At 70.2% G+C, this 15,625-nt stretch carries 17 protein-coding genes; 4 read left to right on the forward strand and 13 right to left on the reverse strand.

From position 1 onward, the window contains the following. Nucleotides 1-10: 10 nt before the first annotated feature. Entirely contained in the window at nt 11-475 is a 465-nt protein-coding gene (locus tag ACYVLP_RS13425) for an RrF2 family transcriptional regulator (RefSeq protein WP_452269993.1), read from the forward strand. Between the two features lie 317 nt (nt 476-792). Here the strand turns inward: ACYVLP_RS13425 and ACYVLP_RS13430 are convergent, their stop codons facing one another. The 10 genes from ACYVLP_RS13430 to ACYVLP_RS13475 form a co-directional block, all read right to left on the reverse strand. Continuing rightward, nucleotides 793-1,278, reverse strand: coding sequence for a class F sortase (locus tag ACYVLP_RS13430; protein WP_460627851.1), 486 nt, complete (start codon nt 1,276-1,278; stop codon nt 793-795). A 237-nt stretch (nt 1,279-1,515) separates the two neighbouring features. After that, nucleotides 1,516-3,030 (reverse strand): hypothetical protein, encoded by a 1,515-nt coding sequence (locus ACYVLP_RS13435; protein WP_460627852.1) that lies wholly within the window; start codon nt 3,028-3,030, stop codon nt 1,516-1,518. Nucleotides 3,031-3,112: 82 nt separating this feature from the next. Next, nucleotides 3,113-3,661 carry an Rv3654c family TadE-like protein gene (locus tag ACYVLP_RS13440; RefSeq protein ID WP_460627853.1) on the reverse strand — a complete coding sequence of 183 codons (549 nt, stop codon included), beginning with the start codon at nt 3,659-3,661 and terminating at the stop codon, nt 3,113-3,115. Continuing rightward, nucleotides 3,586-3,915, reverse strand: a complete 330-nt coding sequence (locus ACYVLP_RS13445; RefSeq protein ID WP_460627854.1) for a TadE family type IV pilus minor pilin — start codon at nt 3,913-3,915, stop codon at nt 3,586-3,588. Before ACYVLP_RS13445 ends, ACYVLP_RS13440 begins: the two co-directional genes overlap by 76 nt. A gap of 41 nt (nt 3,916-3,956) precedes the next feature. Continuing rightward, nucleotides 3,957-4,145, reverse strand: coding sequence for a DUF4244 domain-containing protein (locus ACYVLP_RS13450; RefSeq protein WP_460627855.1), 189 nt, complete (start codon nt 4,143-4,145; stop codon nt 3,957-3,959). A gap of 54 nt (nt 4,146-4,199) precedes the next feature. Further along, the gene (locus ACYVLP_RS13455; protein ID WP_460627856.1) at nt 4,200-4,850 is read right to left on the reverse strand and encodes a type II secretion system F family protein; all 651 of its coding nucleotides are present in this window, start codon (nt 4,848-4,850) and stop codon (nt 4,200-4,202) included. Then, a complete protein-coding gene (locus ACYVLP_RS13460; RefSeq protein WP_460627857.1) occupies nt 4,847-5,662 on the reverse strand; it encodes a type II secretion system F family protein in 816 nt (271 codons plus the stop codon). The genes ACYVLP_RS13455 and ACYVLP_RS13460 overlap by 4 nt, the downstream gene beginning before the upstream one ends. Further along, nucleotides 5,659-6,846 carry a TadA family conjugal transfer-associated ATPase gene (locus ACYVLP_RS13465; protein WP_460627858.1) on the reverse strand — a complete coding sequence of 396 codons (1,188 nt, stop codon included), beginning with the start codon at nt 6,844-6,846 and terminating at the stop codon, nt 5,659-5,661. Before ACYVLP_RS13465 ends, ACYVLP_RS13460 begins: the two co-directional genes overlap by 4 nt. A gap of 25 nt (nt 6,847-6,871) precedes the next feature. Continuing rightward, entirely contained in the window at nt 6,872-7,759 is an 888-nt protein-coding gene (locus tag ACYVLP_RS13470; RefSeq protein ID WP_460627859.1) for a CpaE-like family protein, read from the reverse strand. Between the two features lie 654 nt (nt 7,760-8,413). Beyond that, the gene (locus ACYVLP_RS13475; RefSeq protein ID WP_460627860.1) at nt 8,414-9,298 is read right to left on the reverse strand and encodes a Fic family protein; all 885 of its coding nucleotides are present in this window, start codon (nt 9,296-9,298) and stop codon (nt 8,414-8,416) included. A gap of 458 nt (nt 9,299-9,756) precedes the next feature. Here ACYVLP_RS13475 and trpS point away from each other — a divergent pair, with 458 nt between their 5' ends. The 3 genes from trpS to ACYVLP_RS13490 all read left to right on the forward strand — a co-directional run bounded on the left by trpS (nt 9,757) and on the right by ACYVLP_RS13490 (nt 13,384). Next, nucleotides 9,757-10,731 carry a tryptophan--tRNA ligase gene (gene trpS, locus ACYVLP_RS13480; protein ID WP_460627861.1) on the forward strand — a complete coding sequence of 325 codons (975 nt, stop codon included), beginning with the start codon at nt 9,757-9,759 and terminating at the stop codon, nt 10,729-10,731. A 199-nt stretch (nt 10,732-10,930) separates the two neighbouring features. Beyond that, nucleotides 10,931-12,940 carry an acetate--CoA ligase gene (acs, locus tag ACYVLP_RS13485; protein WP_460627862.1) on the forward strand — a complete coding sequence of 670 codons (2,010 nt, stop codon included), beginning with the start codon at nt 10,931-10,933 and terminating at the stop codon, nt 12,938-12,940. 87 nt (nt 12,941-13,027) lie between these two features. Next, entirely contained in the window at nt 13,028-13,384 is a 357-nt protein-coding gene (locus tag ACYVLP_RS13490) for an META domain-containing protein (RefSeq protein ID WP_460627863.1), read from the forward strand. Between the two features lie 166 nt (nt 13,385-13,550). Here the strand turns inward: ACYVLP_RS13490 and ACYVLP_RS13495 are convergent, their stop codons facing one another. The 3 genes from ACYVLP_RS13495 to ACYVLP_RS13505 all read right to left on the reverse strand — a co-directional run bounded on the left by ACYVLP_RS13495 (nt 13,551) and on the right by ACYVLP_RS13505 (nt 14,967). Then, complete coding sequence (locus ACYVLP_RS13495; protein ID WP_460627864.1) at nt 13,551-14,426, reverse strand: LLM class flavin-dependent oxidoreductase; 876 nt, start codon at nt 14,424-14,426, stop codon at nt 13,551-13,553. A 185-nt stretch (nt 14,427-14,611) separates the two neighbouring features. After that, nucleotides 14,612-14,770: a hypothetical protein gene (locus tag ACYVLP_RS13500; protein WP_460627865.1), complete on the reverse strand. Its 159-nt coding sequence runs from the start codon at nt 14,768-14,770 to the stop codon at nt 14,612-14,614. Nucleotides 14,771-14,778: 8 nt separating this feature from the next. After that, nucleotides 14,779-14,967 (reverse strand): hypothetical protein, encoded by a 189-nt coding sequence (locus tag ACYVLP_RS13505; RefSeq protein ID WP_460627866.1) that lies wholly within the window; start codon nt 14,965-14,967, stop codon nt 14,779-14,781. Nucleotides 14,968-15,625 lie beyond the last annotated feature (658 nt).

The following is a 15,625-nucleotide window of genomic DNA, read 5'->3' on the forward strand; positions in this document are numbered from 1 at the left end:
CACTGCACCCGTGGACATCTCCGCGCGTGTGGACTACGCCGTCCGGGCGATGCTCATCCTTGCCGAAGGCGAGGCCGAAGGCACCGGACCCGTCAGCATCGACTCGTTGGCGCACCGTCAGGATCTGCCTCGCAAGTTCCTCGAGGCGATCTTCGCGGACCTGCGCCGAGCGGGTCTGGTGCTCAGCCGGCGCGGAGCGCGGGGCGGGTACGTGCTCGCCCGCGAACGCCGTGAGATCAGCATCGGCGACGTGTTCCGCGCCGTGGACGGGCCCCTGGCCGAGGTGCGCGGGCTGCGGCCCCACGAGACGACGTACCAAGGGGTCGCCACCCACCTGCCCAGCCTCTGGGTCGCGGTGCGGGCGAGCCTGCGCGAGGTGCTCGACGACACATCGCTGGAAGACCTGCGAACGGGAGACCTGCCCGACCGGGTCCGCCAGCTGTTGGCCACGCCCGATGCGTGGCAGAACCGCTGACCGGCGTGTGACGGGTGGGACCACGCGCCCACTCGACCCAACGCAGGCGGCGCACTCCCCTGTCGAGTGAGCGCCCCGCCTCACCAGCCCCATCAGCCCCAGCTGCCCGTGTGACGGGTGGGACCACGCGCCCACTCGACCCAAGGCGGGCGGCGGACTCCCCTGTCGAGTGAGCGCCCCGCCTCACCAGCCCCATCAGCCCCAGCTGCCCGTGTGACGGGTGGGACCACGCGCTCACTCGACCCAACGCGGGCGGCGGACTCCCCTGTCGAGTGAGCGCCCCGCCTCACCAGCCACACCGGCGCGAGACGGGGCGTCTAGCGGGACAGGCGTGCCTCGACCACGAGGTTCTGAGTGGGAGGACGATCGCCCGATGGCGTCTGCATGCAGGTGATGACGACGAGCCGGCCCGGGACGTCGGCCCAGACTGTCGTGTCGTCACCAATTCGGTCTCGGTCGACGAGCACGGACCTGGTCACCCGGTACGCAACCGAGTCGAGCTCGATGACGCTGCCTGTCCTGAGCGAGGTGCCCTCCCGCCGCGCGTCGATGAGGTAGTTTCCCGGCCCAGTGCCACCGCCTCGGAGCGAGTGCATCGCCACGAACACCGTCCCGGACGTTGGCCGTGACGGCCCGGCTCCGAGGTTTCGGACGACGTATGCCGACGTGTACGTCGGCGGCGTGATGGTCCCTCCGGCCATCGAGAGCTCGCCGAGGGGGACGTCGAGCCCGACCGACGGGATCCTGAACCGGCCCCCGGCATCGGGCACGGCATTCATCCGCGCCGTGACGGCTGCCGGCACAGCAGCGGTCTCGTCGGCAGCTACTGGCCGACCGCGTAGGTCTACGAGCCTCGCGGTCGGAACCGCCGCAGGTTCTGAACCGCTCTGAAACTTGGCGGCCGCGACGATGCCAACGCACAGGAGCGCCGCCAGGAGCGCGACCTGAAGCGTCCGCCGGCCGGGCGTCTGGGCGACCATCGAGCCCGTGCTCAGCGATGCGCGGCTCGGACGGCGGTCCAGTTCAGGCACGATGTGAACTCACGACGCGTGGTGGGCCAGCAACCGGGCCAGGCCACCGAGTGCCAGGAGCGCGAGAGCGCAGCCGACGATCGCCAGCGAGCCCGGGCGCGAGGAGTCCGAGCTGGCCGGCTCCGCGATCACGTGACCGCCGGTGTCGACGCTGGGGCCGTGGATCGACGGCGCTACGGTCCCGGTCGGCGTCACCGTCGGCGTCACCGTCGGCGTCGCCGTGGGCGTAGTGGTCGGCGTCGGTCCGCCGCCTGCGGTGTCCGTGCAGCCCATCACGGAGGCGGCCAGCGTCTCGTTCGCGACGAAAGCCTTGCCGCTGGAGTCCGCGGTAACCGGAACAACGAAGGCGAACCCGGACTTGGCAGGCATCGAGTCGATGTGCAGGGTGATCGTCGTCCCGTCCGCGGAGACCGTCGCGGTGCCGGCACCAGTCACCGGGATCGTGAAGCCGTTGCCGTAGAGCTGACCCATACCCGTTGGCGTGCCGGTGTAGAGCGTGTCGGGAGGGGTCGTGAACCGCATCCCCTGGACGGCGGTGACCGTGTAGGTGGCGTCCCCGACCCCCTTGTTGGTCGCAGCATAGAAGCGCATGAAGCGCTGCGGCGGCGCGCCCCATCCGTCGGCATTGACCTCGCCCTCAGGCGTGGGCGTCGTGCGCCAGAGATCGTCGGCGCTGGTGGTCGGGTCGATGGTCAGGTGGATCGCACCGTAGTCATCCCATTTGTCGCGAACCGTGATGTCCGGCGAAGGAAGCGGAAAGACCGTCTGCCCGGCGAGCGCGAGCTTGCACGTCTGGGTCGTGACTGTGGGCGCTGGGGGCCGGGTCACCGCACAGGCACCCGAGCCCTGTTCCGCAGCGCCGCTCAGCCGGGCGGTCGTGTAGACCGGATCGGCGAGGTCGGTCCCGATGGGGACGGTGAAGTCGAGCTGGAACACGGTGCCCGTGTGCGCCGCGAGCGTGCCGAGATCGACCACGTAGGTCCGGGTCGCGTCGTCGCTCGAAGCGAGCGAGGCCTGCCGCGCCCAGGTGTAGTTCGAGTAGGGAGTCCCCCATCGCGGCATGGCGGCATTGCTAGAGACTGGGTCGAACGAGACGCTCGTGGCCGTCGCCGGCAACGTCACGGCAACGCGGGCATCCAGGATCGTGTCATCGGTTGCGACCGGGATCCGGTAGGAGCCTTTGACGGGGCCCATGGTCGGCCCTGAAGGGGCGTCGGTGTACCAGTGCGTGATCTCGAAGATCCCGGGCCCGCCGAACTCGGGCCGGACCTCGACCATGTAGCCACCGTTGCTGTAGCTGACCGGGTTGCCGTGGAGGTCGACCGCCAGGCCACCGCCGTCCTGCGTGTTGTTGAGATCCGTGTCCATGACCGTCTTGGCGTTCCAGACCACGTCGCACCCAGAGGTCGCAACCCCGGAGTGTGATCCTGCATTCGTCGCGAAGGCGGGAAGCGCCATGCCAAGGACGGCGGCAGCGGCCAGCGCAGAGACGGCACGTCGTCGATGAGCTCTCAAGACAGTCATGACAGTGTGACGCCCGAGACGGCGGCTGATGTCGCTGGACCAACGAGATGCCCAGGGAGCGATCGGCGGTGCGACGGCTCGGTCAAGATGCCAGGAGCCGCCATTCGGGTGGCGCTTTCGACATTGGCCCGGCACGCGACCTGGCGGTGGCGGGCGCCGGCCACAGGGCAGAGCGACGCTCTGTGACGACCACCAGAGAGCGCCCGTCGCGGATCGCACACTCTTGCAGCACAGCGCCATTTGCAACGGCAACGGATGCGGCGGCAGCGCACGCCTGGTCCCGCGAAGCACCGTCACGCAGCGCCGTCGCTCCGGCGAGCGCCCCGAGGTCTGCGGCCGTCCGGGCGTGGTGGCTTGCGACCACAGCCGAGGCCATTGCCACTGCGCCGACTGTGAACACGAGCACAGCGCCGATGAGCCCGACGACCAGGAGGCTGGAGGAGCCGCGGTCCGAGCCTCGGTCCGAGCCTCGGAATGGCAGGCACGCGGGCGAGACGCGGATGTCCGGTCGTCGGCGGAGCATGCCTCCAGTCAGGCCGGCGCGTCGCTGACACGTCATGGCGGGTCCGCACTCTCGGCGGGTGCGACGGCCGAGGCCGAGAGTGGCCAGGTGGGGACGACGCCTCCCCATCCGCCGGTTCGAGCCGTCACGGTGACCTCGACCGTCGAGGACGCCACTATGGACACACTCGCGCCGTCGGGGGCCGAAGCCAGGGCCAGCCCGCGCACCCGGGCAGGGTCATCTCCGCGAGCGGCTGAGCGTGCAGCTACTCGGGCGGCATCGATGCAGCGAATCTGGTCGATGGCCGCACGCACGGCGGCCAGGCACATGGCCAGGACCAGGACCACGGCCGGGATGGCGACGGCCAGCTCGGCCGTCACCATCCCGAGGTCGCGCCCCGCCGAACACCGGGCTGGTCGACACCTCACCCGGCGATGCCCAGCGCGCTCTGCACGATTCCGGCAAGGGCGCTTCGCACGCCGTCGGACTTGACCACGCCGAGAAGCACCAAGGCGAACGTGCACGCCGCCATGATGCCGACGGCATATTCCGCTGTGGTCATCCCACGGTCCACGCGGCGCACCTGCAGCGAGCGAACCAGTCTGTGTGTCATAGCTTTCCCCTTCTGTTGGTGTCCGGATCGTCGATCCGGTGGCTTGTGTGGTGGTCAGCCGGTGGTCAGCCGACCCGCGAGTGCGATGACGAGCGGCACGACAGTCGTGAGGCAGAAGGCGGGCAGGAGCACAAGTCCGAGTGGTGCGACGAGCCGCACGCCTGCCTTGGCCGCCTCGACTTCGAGCCGGTCGAGGTCGGCACGGCGGAGGTCATCGGCCGCGGCCAGTAGCATCGGCCCAGGAGGGACTCCCGCCTGCTGCGCGATCGCGACGGCCCGCGCGGCCGGGGACCAGCCCGGACCCACCGAACCCCACGCCTCCCACTCGTCGGCACCCCACCGAAGCGCTGCTGCCACCTGCCGCAGGTCTCCGGAGACCGATCCTCGAGCGCCCGCCGCGACGGCCAGCAGGACGTCCCACGTCGGAAGGCCCGATCGGTACGCAAGGGCCAACAGTGTCATTGCGGCCGAGATGTCGGCGCTGGCTGCCGTGCTGTCATCACGTCGCCGGCCTGTCCGAGAGCCAGCCGTGCCGGTGGCCGACAGATGTCCAGAGGAGATGGCACCCGTCCCGACATCCTGCCGCCCGTTGCCCGCCCCTACGGTGTTCACGTCTTCGTCGCTCGCACGCGTCCTGGACGGCAGCACTCCGACGGCCGCGGCGAGCAGGAATGCGACGACCAGGGCGGAACGTGTCACGGTCATGCGGCCACCGCCGCGCGGATGATCCGTGAGCACCAGAACCGCCCGAGCACGATGAGCGCCAGCCCGAGGAGCAGCGAGATCAGGCTGAGACCGGAGCCCAGGTACATCGCTACAGGGCCCACGCCACACACCCAGCCGAAGAGCGGCCCGGTAAGCGGCAGAGCGGTCAGCACCGTCACCGTCGCCTTGGGCCCGGCGACCGCGACGGCGAGCTTGCCTCGGCGGGTCCTCGCATCACGCAGTCCATCCGCGGCCCGGCCGACGGCGGCCGCGAGCGGTGCGCCGGTCGTCTCAGACAGGCGCCAGGCAGATGCGATGAAGGCAAGCTCGGCCGAACCGCTGCGACGGGCAGATTCGGCCCAGGTCGACGACATGGGCGTGCCGGCCTCCGCCGCCTCGACGAGTGCCTCGACCAGCAGCTCGATCTCCCGGCGTCGCGTCCGACCGGACGTGGTGGACGGGCGCCCCGCACCACGTGCAAGATCGCGGCCCAACGAGCAAGCGCCCGCGATCTCGACCGCCCGGGCTGGCGGCAAGCCCGCATCCAGAGCGGGACGTATGCCGTCCAGCAGGTCGAGCACGACGTCGACGAGGCTCTCCGGGCGGTGACGGAGCCGCCACGCTCGCACGAGCTCGACCGGGTCCTCGTGCCAGACCGAGCGCAGCGCGGCGCGGACCGGCCCGGCACGGCCAGCGGCGCCACCGCGCGCTGCCCCTCGAGCCGAGCTCGCGGTGACGCGAGCTCGGCCAGGCCACAACAGAACTGCCGCCCCGAGCAGGAGGGAGACGAGGAGGACCGGGAGACCACTCACGTCCCGACCCCCGCTCCTCGGATGTGGTCGGCGGGCGAGTGCACGAGCCCCGGATCAAGGCCCAGCCGCGCAGCGAGCGACGACCATGCGGGGCCGGCCGTGGCGGGGAAGCCGACCCCCCTCCACTCGAGCGCCGGCACGACCGACGGGCCGTCGCCGCGACGGAAGACCGCCGCGATCGACGCCACGCGACGCTCGCCGCGCTCGCGAGCGACGTGAACGACGATGTCGATCGCGGCCGCGAGCTGGGACTGCACCGCAACCGGCCCGAGCCCGGCGAGTGCACCGAGCGCCTCGAACCGCGCGACGACGTCCGCGGGGGCGTTGGCATGAACCGTGCCGCAGCCGCCCTCGTGGCCGGTGTTGAGCGCCGCGAGGAGCTCTCGCACCTCTGCACCACGCACCTCACCGACAACGATGCGATCGGGCCTCATGCGCAAGGCCTGGCGCACGAGGGTGGTGAGCGTGACCTCGCCCGTGCCCTCCACATTGGGCGGGCGGGCTTCGAGGCGCACGACGTGCGGATGGTCCACGTTCAGCTCGCGGACGTCCTCGACGACGAGCAACCGCTCGACCGGGTCGGTGATCGCGAGCAGGGCCGCGAGCAACGTTGTCTTGCCTGCTCCGGTCCCACCTGAGACGACGAACGCCAGCCGCTGCCGCACGATCTCCCGGAGCACCACATCCCACGGGGCGGGGACCATCCCCCGACCCACGAGCTCGTCGAGCGACACGGGTGTGGAGGACGGAACACGGATAGTGATGTGCGCACCACCCGCGACCAGTGGCGGCAGCATCGCGTGCAGCCGGGCACCTGAGGGCAGCTGGCCGTCGACCCAGAGGCTCGAGTCATCGAGCCGGCGACCCGCGATCCCGGCGAGGCGGACCGCGAGCGCGCGGGCCGCCTCGGGCGCGATCCGGTCACCGACGTCCTCCATGCCGTTGCCACGGTCGACCCAGATGCGGCCGTCCCCGTTGACGGCGACGTCCGTGACCCCCAGCGCGTCCAGCCAGTGGTCCAGGGGACCGGCACCGAGAACCCTGGCCGTGAGAGCGTCCCGAGACGCTGCGACCCTGCGCGCGCCGAGTGCGCCGTGCTCCTGCTCCGCCACGCCGGCGACTTCGTCGACGTCCGGCCCGAGGCCTCCTCGGACCCGCTCCCACATCGCCGGGGTGAGCGTCACCGCACCCACCGCCCGAGGTCGCCGCTCACGCCGCCAGCTCCTGGCGTGCCAGCCGAAGCAACACGGCGTCGGCGGCCCGAACGACATCGCCGCGCGCCCGCGCGCCCGGTGGGAGGCCGTCGGCCAGGTCGCCGAGCACGAGCCGGTCGTCGCCGACGACGGCGACCAGTGCCACGTCGAGCGCGTCCATGACGAGGTCCTGCAACGCGGGCTCCACGGCTGTGCCGCGCAGGACGAGCCACGGCTCCACCGGCAGGGGCGGCGGGCCGCTCTCCCATGAACCGGTGTCGACCCTCGACGCCCGCACCACTCGCCGCACGCCAGGCACGACGTGCGACACGGCGGTCAGCTGCCCGATGTCCGACCCGGCAACCACGACCACGGCGTCGACGAGGTGCGCGACCGCCGCGAGCACGTCCACATCGCGTGACAGGTCGAGCACCGTGAGGTCGAGCGCCAACGAGAGGCCCGCGACGACATCCGGGAGCTGCGCCAGGAAGTCGCCCGCCTCATGGGCCTTCGCTGGCGCCACCCCAAGCGGGCGCGCGAACGCCTCATCCTCGCCCGTCTCTTCAGTCCACTCGCCATCCGGCGGACCACCGGAAACGTCGCCCGGAGCTGGCCCCCATCCGCGCGGCGCACACCCGGCGAGCACCGCCACACCGCAGGACATCGGCAGCTGGGCGGCCAGCGCCTCCCCGTCGACGACACCGGCCACCTCGGACAGCTCGGACCAGCGCCAGCCGGCCGAATGCTCTACACCGAACGTGACCTCCAGTGAGCCGGCATACCGATCGAGGTCGACGGCCGCGCACGAGCGGCCCACCATGGCGGCCCGGACGGCGACCGCCGCGGCGAGGGTGGAGGCTCCGACCCCTCCTGACGCCGGAACGAAGGCAATGACGTTTCCCATCCGCCAACCGTCGCCTCGCGAGCGGTCGGTGCCCAGCGGCATACGTCCCGCGGTGGACAACCCCAACACAGGCCGAGGAGGTGTGGAAAGAAGCGGTGGCCTCCGTCAGGGGGACGACGGAGGCCACCTGCACGACCCTGGCACCCGGGGGGGAGGGGCCAGATCGCGGGTGCCTCGCGGACCACCAACATGGGGGCCGCGGGCCGGCACCGCGCTCCATAGTTGTCGTTGTCAGTGGTGAATGCAAACCTCCATGTCATGACACAGACGGCTTTTGAAGGACATAGGACTCATGTGGTCTATGCCCGCCGCGATGCGCGAGCCCAAGCTCCCGGCACAAAGGCGAGGCCCCCGACCGTGGTCGGGGGCCTCAGGAGAAGTACCGAGCTACCAGGCGTGCATCCTGTGAGTGTCGCCTCGGTTATGTCCCGAGGGTGGACGGTTCCAAGCGAACTGCTCTCGCGTGGGTACTCAGTGATTCTCGAGAGATCTGTCTTGCGGCGGATCCGGATCTACGCCTCTCGGCGATGGGGTTCCTGCATCCGTTGTACCCCAGGCCCTCGGCGTGGCGACACCCCCCACAGTGAACGGACAGCAAGAAACTGTCCACCCCGGTGGACACCCCGCACGATCAGGCGTCCATGGGTCAGCGCGTCAGGTGAGGCGCCCTGCCCGCACGGCGTCGCAGATGCGCTCACCCTCCTCCGCGCCGCGCGCGTAGGCCGCGCCTGCCTGCGCGAGCCAGAGGCCCACACCCGCCGCCGTGCCCCGCGCGTATGCCACCAAGGACCCCAGGTATGCCGGTCCCCCACCGGCCGCGTGGCCGGCTTCGGGCACGGCCACACCCGTCGGGTCGAGCCCGGACGCCTGCAGGAGCGCGCGCTCCATCGCCCGAGCGACGAGACCGTTACCGTGCACGAACGGTCGAATCGTCGCGATCTCGGCATGGACCAGCGCGGCAAGGACAGCCGCTGGCACACGGGGAGACGCCGACGAAGCGACGATGAGCTCCGACAGTGCGCCCAGCCGGGTCGCGACCCCTGCGGCCGACGGCGCCGCGCCCAGGTCAACCAGCTCGGCACAGGTCTCGCCCTCGAGGCGGGGTCGGCCCAGGCTCTCGGCCGTCACCCCCTGAGACAGCAGCGGCGTCGCCGCCGCGACGTGCAGGCGGGCGAGGGCCTGCATCGGCGCAGTTCGGACGAGCCCGACCACGCGCTCGGTCTCCGCCGTGGCGGACACGGCTCCCTTCACCACGCGGAGAGCTGGGTCGGGCTCGGCCGGCCACGGGCGAACGCCGCTCATCAGCTCGCGGACCACCGTCACCGGTAGGTCCGCACCGTCAAGAGCACCGCTCGCCTGCGCTCCTCGGACGTGTGACTCCGCTGCAGCCTCGGGGATCCTCCGGCGCAGGGCCTCGTGGAAGCGCAGCCGCGTGCATGCCGCGCGGGCCGCATCGGCTCGTTCGCGCACGTCGGGCAGGTCAGTCAGCACGGCGAGCCGGTCAAGCATCGCGGCCTGGGCGGCGGTCGGGTCTGGCACTGGCTCAGCCTACGGACGTCGCCAGCCGCGACCGCCCAGAGGTGAGCACCCCCACGCGTCACCGGGGCCCGCCCCGGCGCTCGATCCGACATGCTGCCCGGACGACCGGGCGCCTTTCGCGGCCGTCGGCTACCCTCGATGCATGAGTTCGTTCGCGTCGACCAAGCGCGCGTGGTGGCTGCCCAGCTGAGGCGGCCCATCGAACCAACCCATCACGAGCCGCCCACGGGCGGCTCTTCGCGTTCTCCGACGTCGGTCACCCGTGGGCTCCACACCCAAGGAGCAGCAATGACCACACGACCGCAACCACCGCGCCAACCACCCACCCAGCCGACACCGTCGGGCTGACGCCGTTCGACGTCACCGAGAGCGCCACCTACGTTCGCGCTCGCGAGCGAAGCGTCATCCTCGATGCTCTCATCGACGAGCACGCGTCGACCGACCCGACTCGCTTCCGGATGCTCACCGGCGACCGGCCGACCGGTCCGCTTCACATCGGTCACTACCTCGCCAGCCTGCGCAACCGGGTTCGACTGCAGGACAAAGGCGTCGAGACGTTCGTGGTGATCGCCGACTTCCAGGTGATCACCGACCGAGACTCCGTCGGCGACATCGGCGCCAACGTCCAAGGCCTGGTGCTGGACTACCTCGCGGCTGGTCTGGACCCCACCCGCACCACCATCTTCACGCACAGCGCCGTCCCCGCGCTCAACCAGCTGATGCTGCCTTTCCTCTCGTTGGTCACCGACGCCGAGCTGCGGCGCAACCCAACCGTCAAGGATGAGCTGACCCTCTCGGACGGCCGCCCGCTCTCCGGGCTGCTGCTCACCTACCCCGTCCACCAGGCCGCCGACATCCTCTTCTGCCACAGCCGGATCGTTCCGGTCGGCCGGGACCAGCTGCCGCACCTCGAGCAGACCCGCGCCATCGCGCGCCGGTTCAACACCAGGTATGCCGGCGGGCAGAGTGTGTTCGCCGAGCCGGAGGCCCTGCTCAGCGAGGTTCCGCTGCTCCTCGGCACCGACGGCACCAAGATGGCCAAGAGCAAGGGCAATGTCATCAACCTGCGCGACACGGCCGATGAGACCGCGGCTCGGATCCGCAGCGCGAGAACGGACTCCGAGCGGCGGGTCACGTTCGATCCGGCGAACCGGCCAGAGGTCGCCAACCTGCTGACCATCGCCGGCCTCTTCCTCGAGGAGGCTCCCGAGTCTGTTGCTGCTCGAGTCGGCGACGGCGGAGCACAGCGTCTCAAGGATGTCGTCACCGAGGCGGTCAACGAGTCCCTCGCCGGGCACCGGGCGCGCCGAGCCGAGCTGGCCCGCGACCCGGCATACCTTGCGCATGTGCTGCACGAGGGCAACGCCCGCGCCAGCGAGGTGGCCGAGCGCACCCTGGCGACCGTCCGGGCGGTGATGGGCATGGCCTACTGAGCCGACCACCACGCCCTGCGTGCCCACGCGACCGCTCGTCCGTGAACCAGGACCGTTCGGCAGGCTACTCGCCAGTAGCGACGAGACCTGCCTCACTCCGCTCTTGTCGGTGCAACTAGCCTGCGTTTGAGTTGTCGCAGGCGCGTCCCAGCGATGGACGCTGGACTGCACGCTGGACTGTGCGACCGCTTCAAAGTCGATGCGAAAGGTGGACACCGTGAGCGAAGAGACGCTCGAGAACCTCCTCCACGAGAGCCGGACCTTCCCGCCAGCGGCCGAGTTCGCCGCGAACGCGAACGGCACTGCCGATCTCTACGACCAGGCCGCGGCCGACCATGAGGGCTTCTGGGCGGACCAGGCCCGCAGGTATGTCTCCTGGGGCAAGGACTTCACCCGCGCGCTCGACTGGGACGCCCCCTTCGCGAAGTGGTTCCAGGACGGCGAGCTGAACGCCTGCTACAACGCCGTAGACCGCCACGTCGAGGCCGGGCGCGGCGACAAGGTCGCGATCCACTTCGTCGGCGAACCCGAAGGCGACACGAAGGACATCACGTACGCGGACCTGCACGCAGAGGTGCAGAAGGCCGCGAACGCGCTGACCGACCTCGGCGTGGGCAAGGGCGACACCGTCGCGATCTACCTTCCGATGATCCCCGAGGCCGCGGTCGCCATGCTTGCCTGCGCCCGCATCGGCGCGCCGCACTCGGTCGTCTTCGGCGGTTTCTCGGCGGAGGCGCTGCGCACGCGCATCGACGACGCCAAGGCCAAGGTCGTCATCACCTCGGACGGCGGCTTCCGCCGCGGCAGCGCCTCGGCCCTCAAACCGGCGGTGGACGCGGCGCTGGCTCACGGCGGCGAGACCGGCAGCGTCCAGAAGGTGCTCGTCGTCAAGCGCACCGGCCAGGACACGGAGTGGACCGACGGGCGCGACGTCTGGTGGCACGAGGCGCTCGAGGCGGCCTCGCCCACGCACGAGGCGCCGATGCACGAGGCGGAGCACCCGCTGTTCATCCTCTACACCTCGGGCACGACCGGGAAGCCGAAGGGCATCTTCCACACGACGGGCGGCTACCTGACGCAGGCGGCATACACCAACGCCGTCGTCCACGACGTCCACCCGGACTCCGACGTCTACTGGTGCACGGCCGACATCGGCTGGGTCACCGGGCACTCGTACATCGTGTACGGGCCGCTCACGAACGGCGCGACGCAGGTGATGTACGAGGGCACGCCGGACACGCCGCACCAGGGACGCTTCTGGGAGATCGTCCAGGACAAGAAGGTCAGCGTCCTCTACACGGCGCCGACCGCGATCCGCACGTTCATGAAGTGGGGCGAGGACATCCCGGCGAAGTTCGACATGAGCTCGCTGCGGGTGCTCGGGTCGGTCGGCGAGCCGATCAACCCCGAGGCGTGGATGTGGTACCGCCGCGTCATCGGCGGCGACCGCTGCCCGATCGTCGACACGTGGTGGCAGACCGAGACGGGCGCGATCATGATCAGCCCGCTCCCCGGCGTCACGGCCGCGAAGCCGGGCTCGGCACAGCGCGCCATCCCGGGCGTTGCCGCCGACGTCGTCGACGACAACGGCCAGTCTGTGCCGAACGGCCACGGCGGCTACCTCGTGCTGACCAAGCCGTGGCCGGCGATGCTTCGCGGCATCTGGGGCGACCCGGAGCGGTACAAGGAGACCTACTGGTCGCGGTTCGACGGTCTCTACTTCGCCGGTGACGGCGCGAAGAAGGACGAGGACGGCGACATCTGGGTGCTGGGCCGGGTCGACGACGTCATGAACGTGTCCGGCCACCGCCTGTCGACCACCGAGATCGAGTCGGCCCTCGTGTCGCACCCCAAGGTCGCCGAGGCTGCGGTGGTCGGCGCCACCGACGAGACGACCGGACAGGCCGTGTGCGCGTTCGTCATCCTCCGCTCCGAGGCGGTCCAGGAGGCCGACGAGGTGGGCGAGGGCAAGGACCTCGTCCAGGAGCTGCGCAACCACGTCGCGAAGGAGATCGGCCCGATCGCCAAGCCGCGCCAGATCATGATCGTGCCCGAGCTGCCGAAGACGCGCTCCGGCAAGATCATGCGGCGCCTGCTGCGCGACGTGGCCGAGAACCGTGAGGTCGGCGACGTGACGACGCTGGCGGACAGCTCGGTCATGGACCTGATCAAGTCGGGTCTGTCGAAGGGCTCGTCCAGCGACAGCTGACCCCATCGGATCGCAGAACCGTAGGCAATGGTGGGTGTGCACGCGCATACCCACCGTTGCCGTTGCCGGCGTGGTTGACTCTGGCGGGTGACCGAAGGACCGCCTCCGCCCGAGTCGTACACGTGGGTCGTGGAGTCCATCGACGGCCGCGAGACCATCGACCCCAAACCGCGGATCTCCCTGGGTGAGGACGGCCGTCTGGCCGGCACGACCGGCGTCAACCGGATCTCTGGGACCTACGAGGCCGAGGACGAGCTGGTCCGTATCGTCGGGACGGGCATGACACGCATGGCCGGCTCGCCCGAGGCGATGGAGCAGGAAAGTCGCTTCCTCGCCGCACTCGAGGGCTGGCAGGCCTTCCAGTACGGCGATGGGTGGCTCAGGCTGGGTCGCGTCGACCACGGGCTGGTGCTCGTCCTCGGCCAGCCCGGACCACCCGGCTGACGCACGGTCGGGACGGCGCCGGGTATGCCGCCGGGCTGAGGTACGCCGCCGGGCTGAGTAGCTCAGCGACGCTGCCGAGGCTCAGCGACGTCGCAGTGCTGAGGCGTCGCTGAGATTCTGCGACGCCTGACGACGACGCCTGACGCCCAGGGGCACACTGCGCGCGTCAAGCGCGCACGCGGGCGAGTGCGTCGACGACCACGTCGACGTCGGCAGGGCGGCATACCTCGAGGCCGAGCTGCACGTGGTGCACCCCTGCGTCGGACCATGCGGCCAGGCCGTCGGCGATGGCCCCGGCGTCGACCGGCAGGTGCCGAGCCCCGTCGGTGAGCTCCGCGAGCGAGCCGTGCACGTCCACGCCGACGGTCAGCGCGAGCGACTCGGGGTCGCGATCCTCCGCCTCACAGGCGGCTCGGAAGCGGTCCAGCCGCTGGGTCCAGCGGTCGTCGGGTCGGCCGTACCAGGCGGTCTGCCACTGGTCGGCATGGCGAGCCGTGAGGCGGAGCATCCGATCGCCTTCGGCCGCGACGAGGAGCGGCACCCGTCGGCGTGGGGCGGGCAGGACGACGGCATCATCGACGTGAGTCCAGTTGCCGTGGAAGGTGACTCGCTCGCCGGCGAGCAGCGGACCGACGACGCTCAGCACTTCCTCGAACCGGCCGACGCGGTGGTCGAACGGGTAGCCGAACGCGCGGTACTCCGGCTCGTGCCAGCCGCAGCCCAGACCCAGGATGAGGCGCTGGTCGGCGACGTCGTCGAGGGTTACCGCCATCTTCGCGAGAATGCCTGGGCTGCGGAACGAGGTCGCGAGCACGAGCGACCCAAGCTCGACCCGGTCGGTGGAGGCCGCGAGCGCGGTGAGCAGCGTCATCGCCTCGTGGTAGCCGTTCTCGGGTCCGTCGGCGGGCCGGTGGAGAAAGTGGTCGCAGATCCAGAGGCTGTCGACGCCGCCGGCCTCGGCCTGGCGCGCGACGGCGAGGATCTCGCGCCACGTGTCGCCGCCCTCGGCCGCCGACTGGGGAAGGACGATGCCCACCTTCACGCTTGCAGCCTAAGGGTGCCCGCCGTCGCCACGTGCGATTGCGGGACGCCGATGGTGAAACAGATCGTCACGCGGAAGGTCTGCGCCTGCTGGGGGCGATCACCACCAGAAGGCGCAGACCTTCCGACAGACCTCGGCCGCGCGTGCACCTACTACGCGGTGGGTCTCCACGCAGGCCCGGGATGTCAGGCGCCTGCCGCGTTCTTTCTCCGGTCACGGTGCACGACCAGCCCGATTGCGAGCGCGTCGAGGACCGCGATGATGCCGAGCTCGAGACTACCTATGACGGGTCCAAGCAGGAAGACGAGGAGGATCCCGATCGCGACCAGCAGAACGACCTTCATCCACGTCCTCACGAGTCAGCCCCGGTGTAAGTCCACTGCCCGTTCCCGGTGATCTTCATCTGGCCCCACGGGTAGGTGTCCGCGTAGCACCCGTACTTGGCGACGCAGTACTCCAAGTGGCGCTCGATCCGGCTGTAGTACTGCCAGGTGCCCTTACCGGACTGGTCGTCGATCGTCCGCTCCCGCAGCATGACCATCGACTGGCGGTAGGGGAGCCAGTCGTAGCGCTCGTTGACCGACGTAACGGCTGAGCCGTTGTAGCAGAGTGAGACGTACTTCTGCCAGGTATAGATCTTGCTTCCGAGCAGCGAGTAGTAGCTGTAGTTCAGCCACTACGCCTTGCACGTGCTGGCCGCGACCGCCGTGGTGGCCATGGCCTTGATCTGCACCGGCGCGCTGCTGGCCGTCACGTCCGGCATTCGGCTCGGGTCAGGCACCTGCCCAGCCAGGTCGGGCTGCGACTTGATGAGCGCCAGGTCGTCCTTGGTCCAGTGCCCGTTCGCGAGCGGGAGAGCGCTGCTCTGGTGCGTTCATGTGTCGAGTCCGCCTGCGCAGTCCCGGGCAGAGACGTTACCCCTATCAACGCCACCGCTCCCAGCGCAGCCATCACCAGCCGATGCATCACATTTTCCCCGTTTCTGTTCGACGCAATAGACGCGTCTTCGTCATTCGTACCTAATAATGCAGGCAGACATGCTGAAGCCGTCAACACGCTCGATCAGCGTCGACTACGGCGGTTGCGTAAACTGGCAGAGCTAAGCAACATGGCGACCCTGATTAGCGGGCCCGGCCATCATCGACCGAGCCGGGAATGACCCTGCGAACTCAGGTGGACACCAAGGGAATCCACCAACC

It is taken from the genome of Intrasporangium mesophilum, from assembly GCF_054783095.1.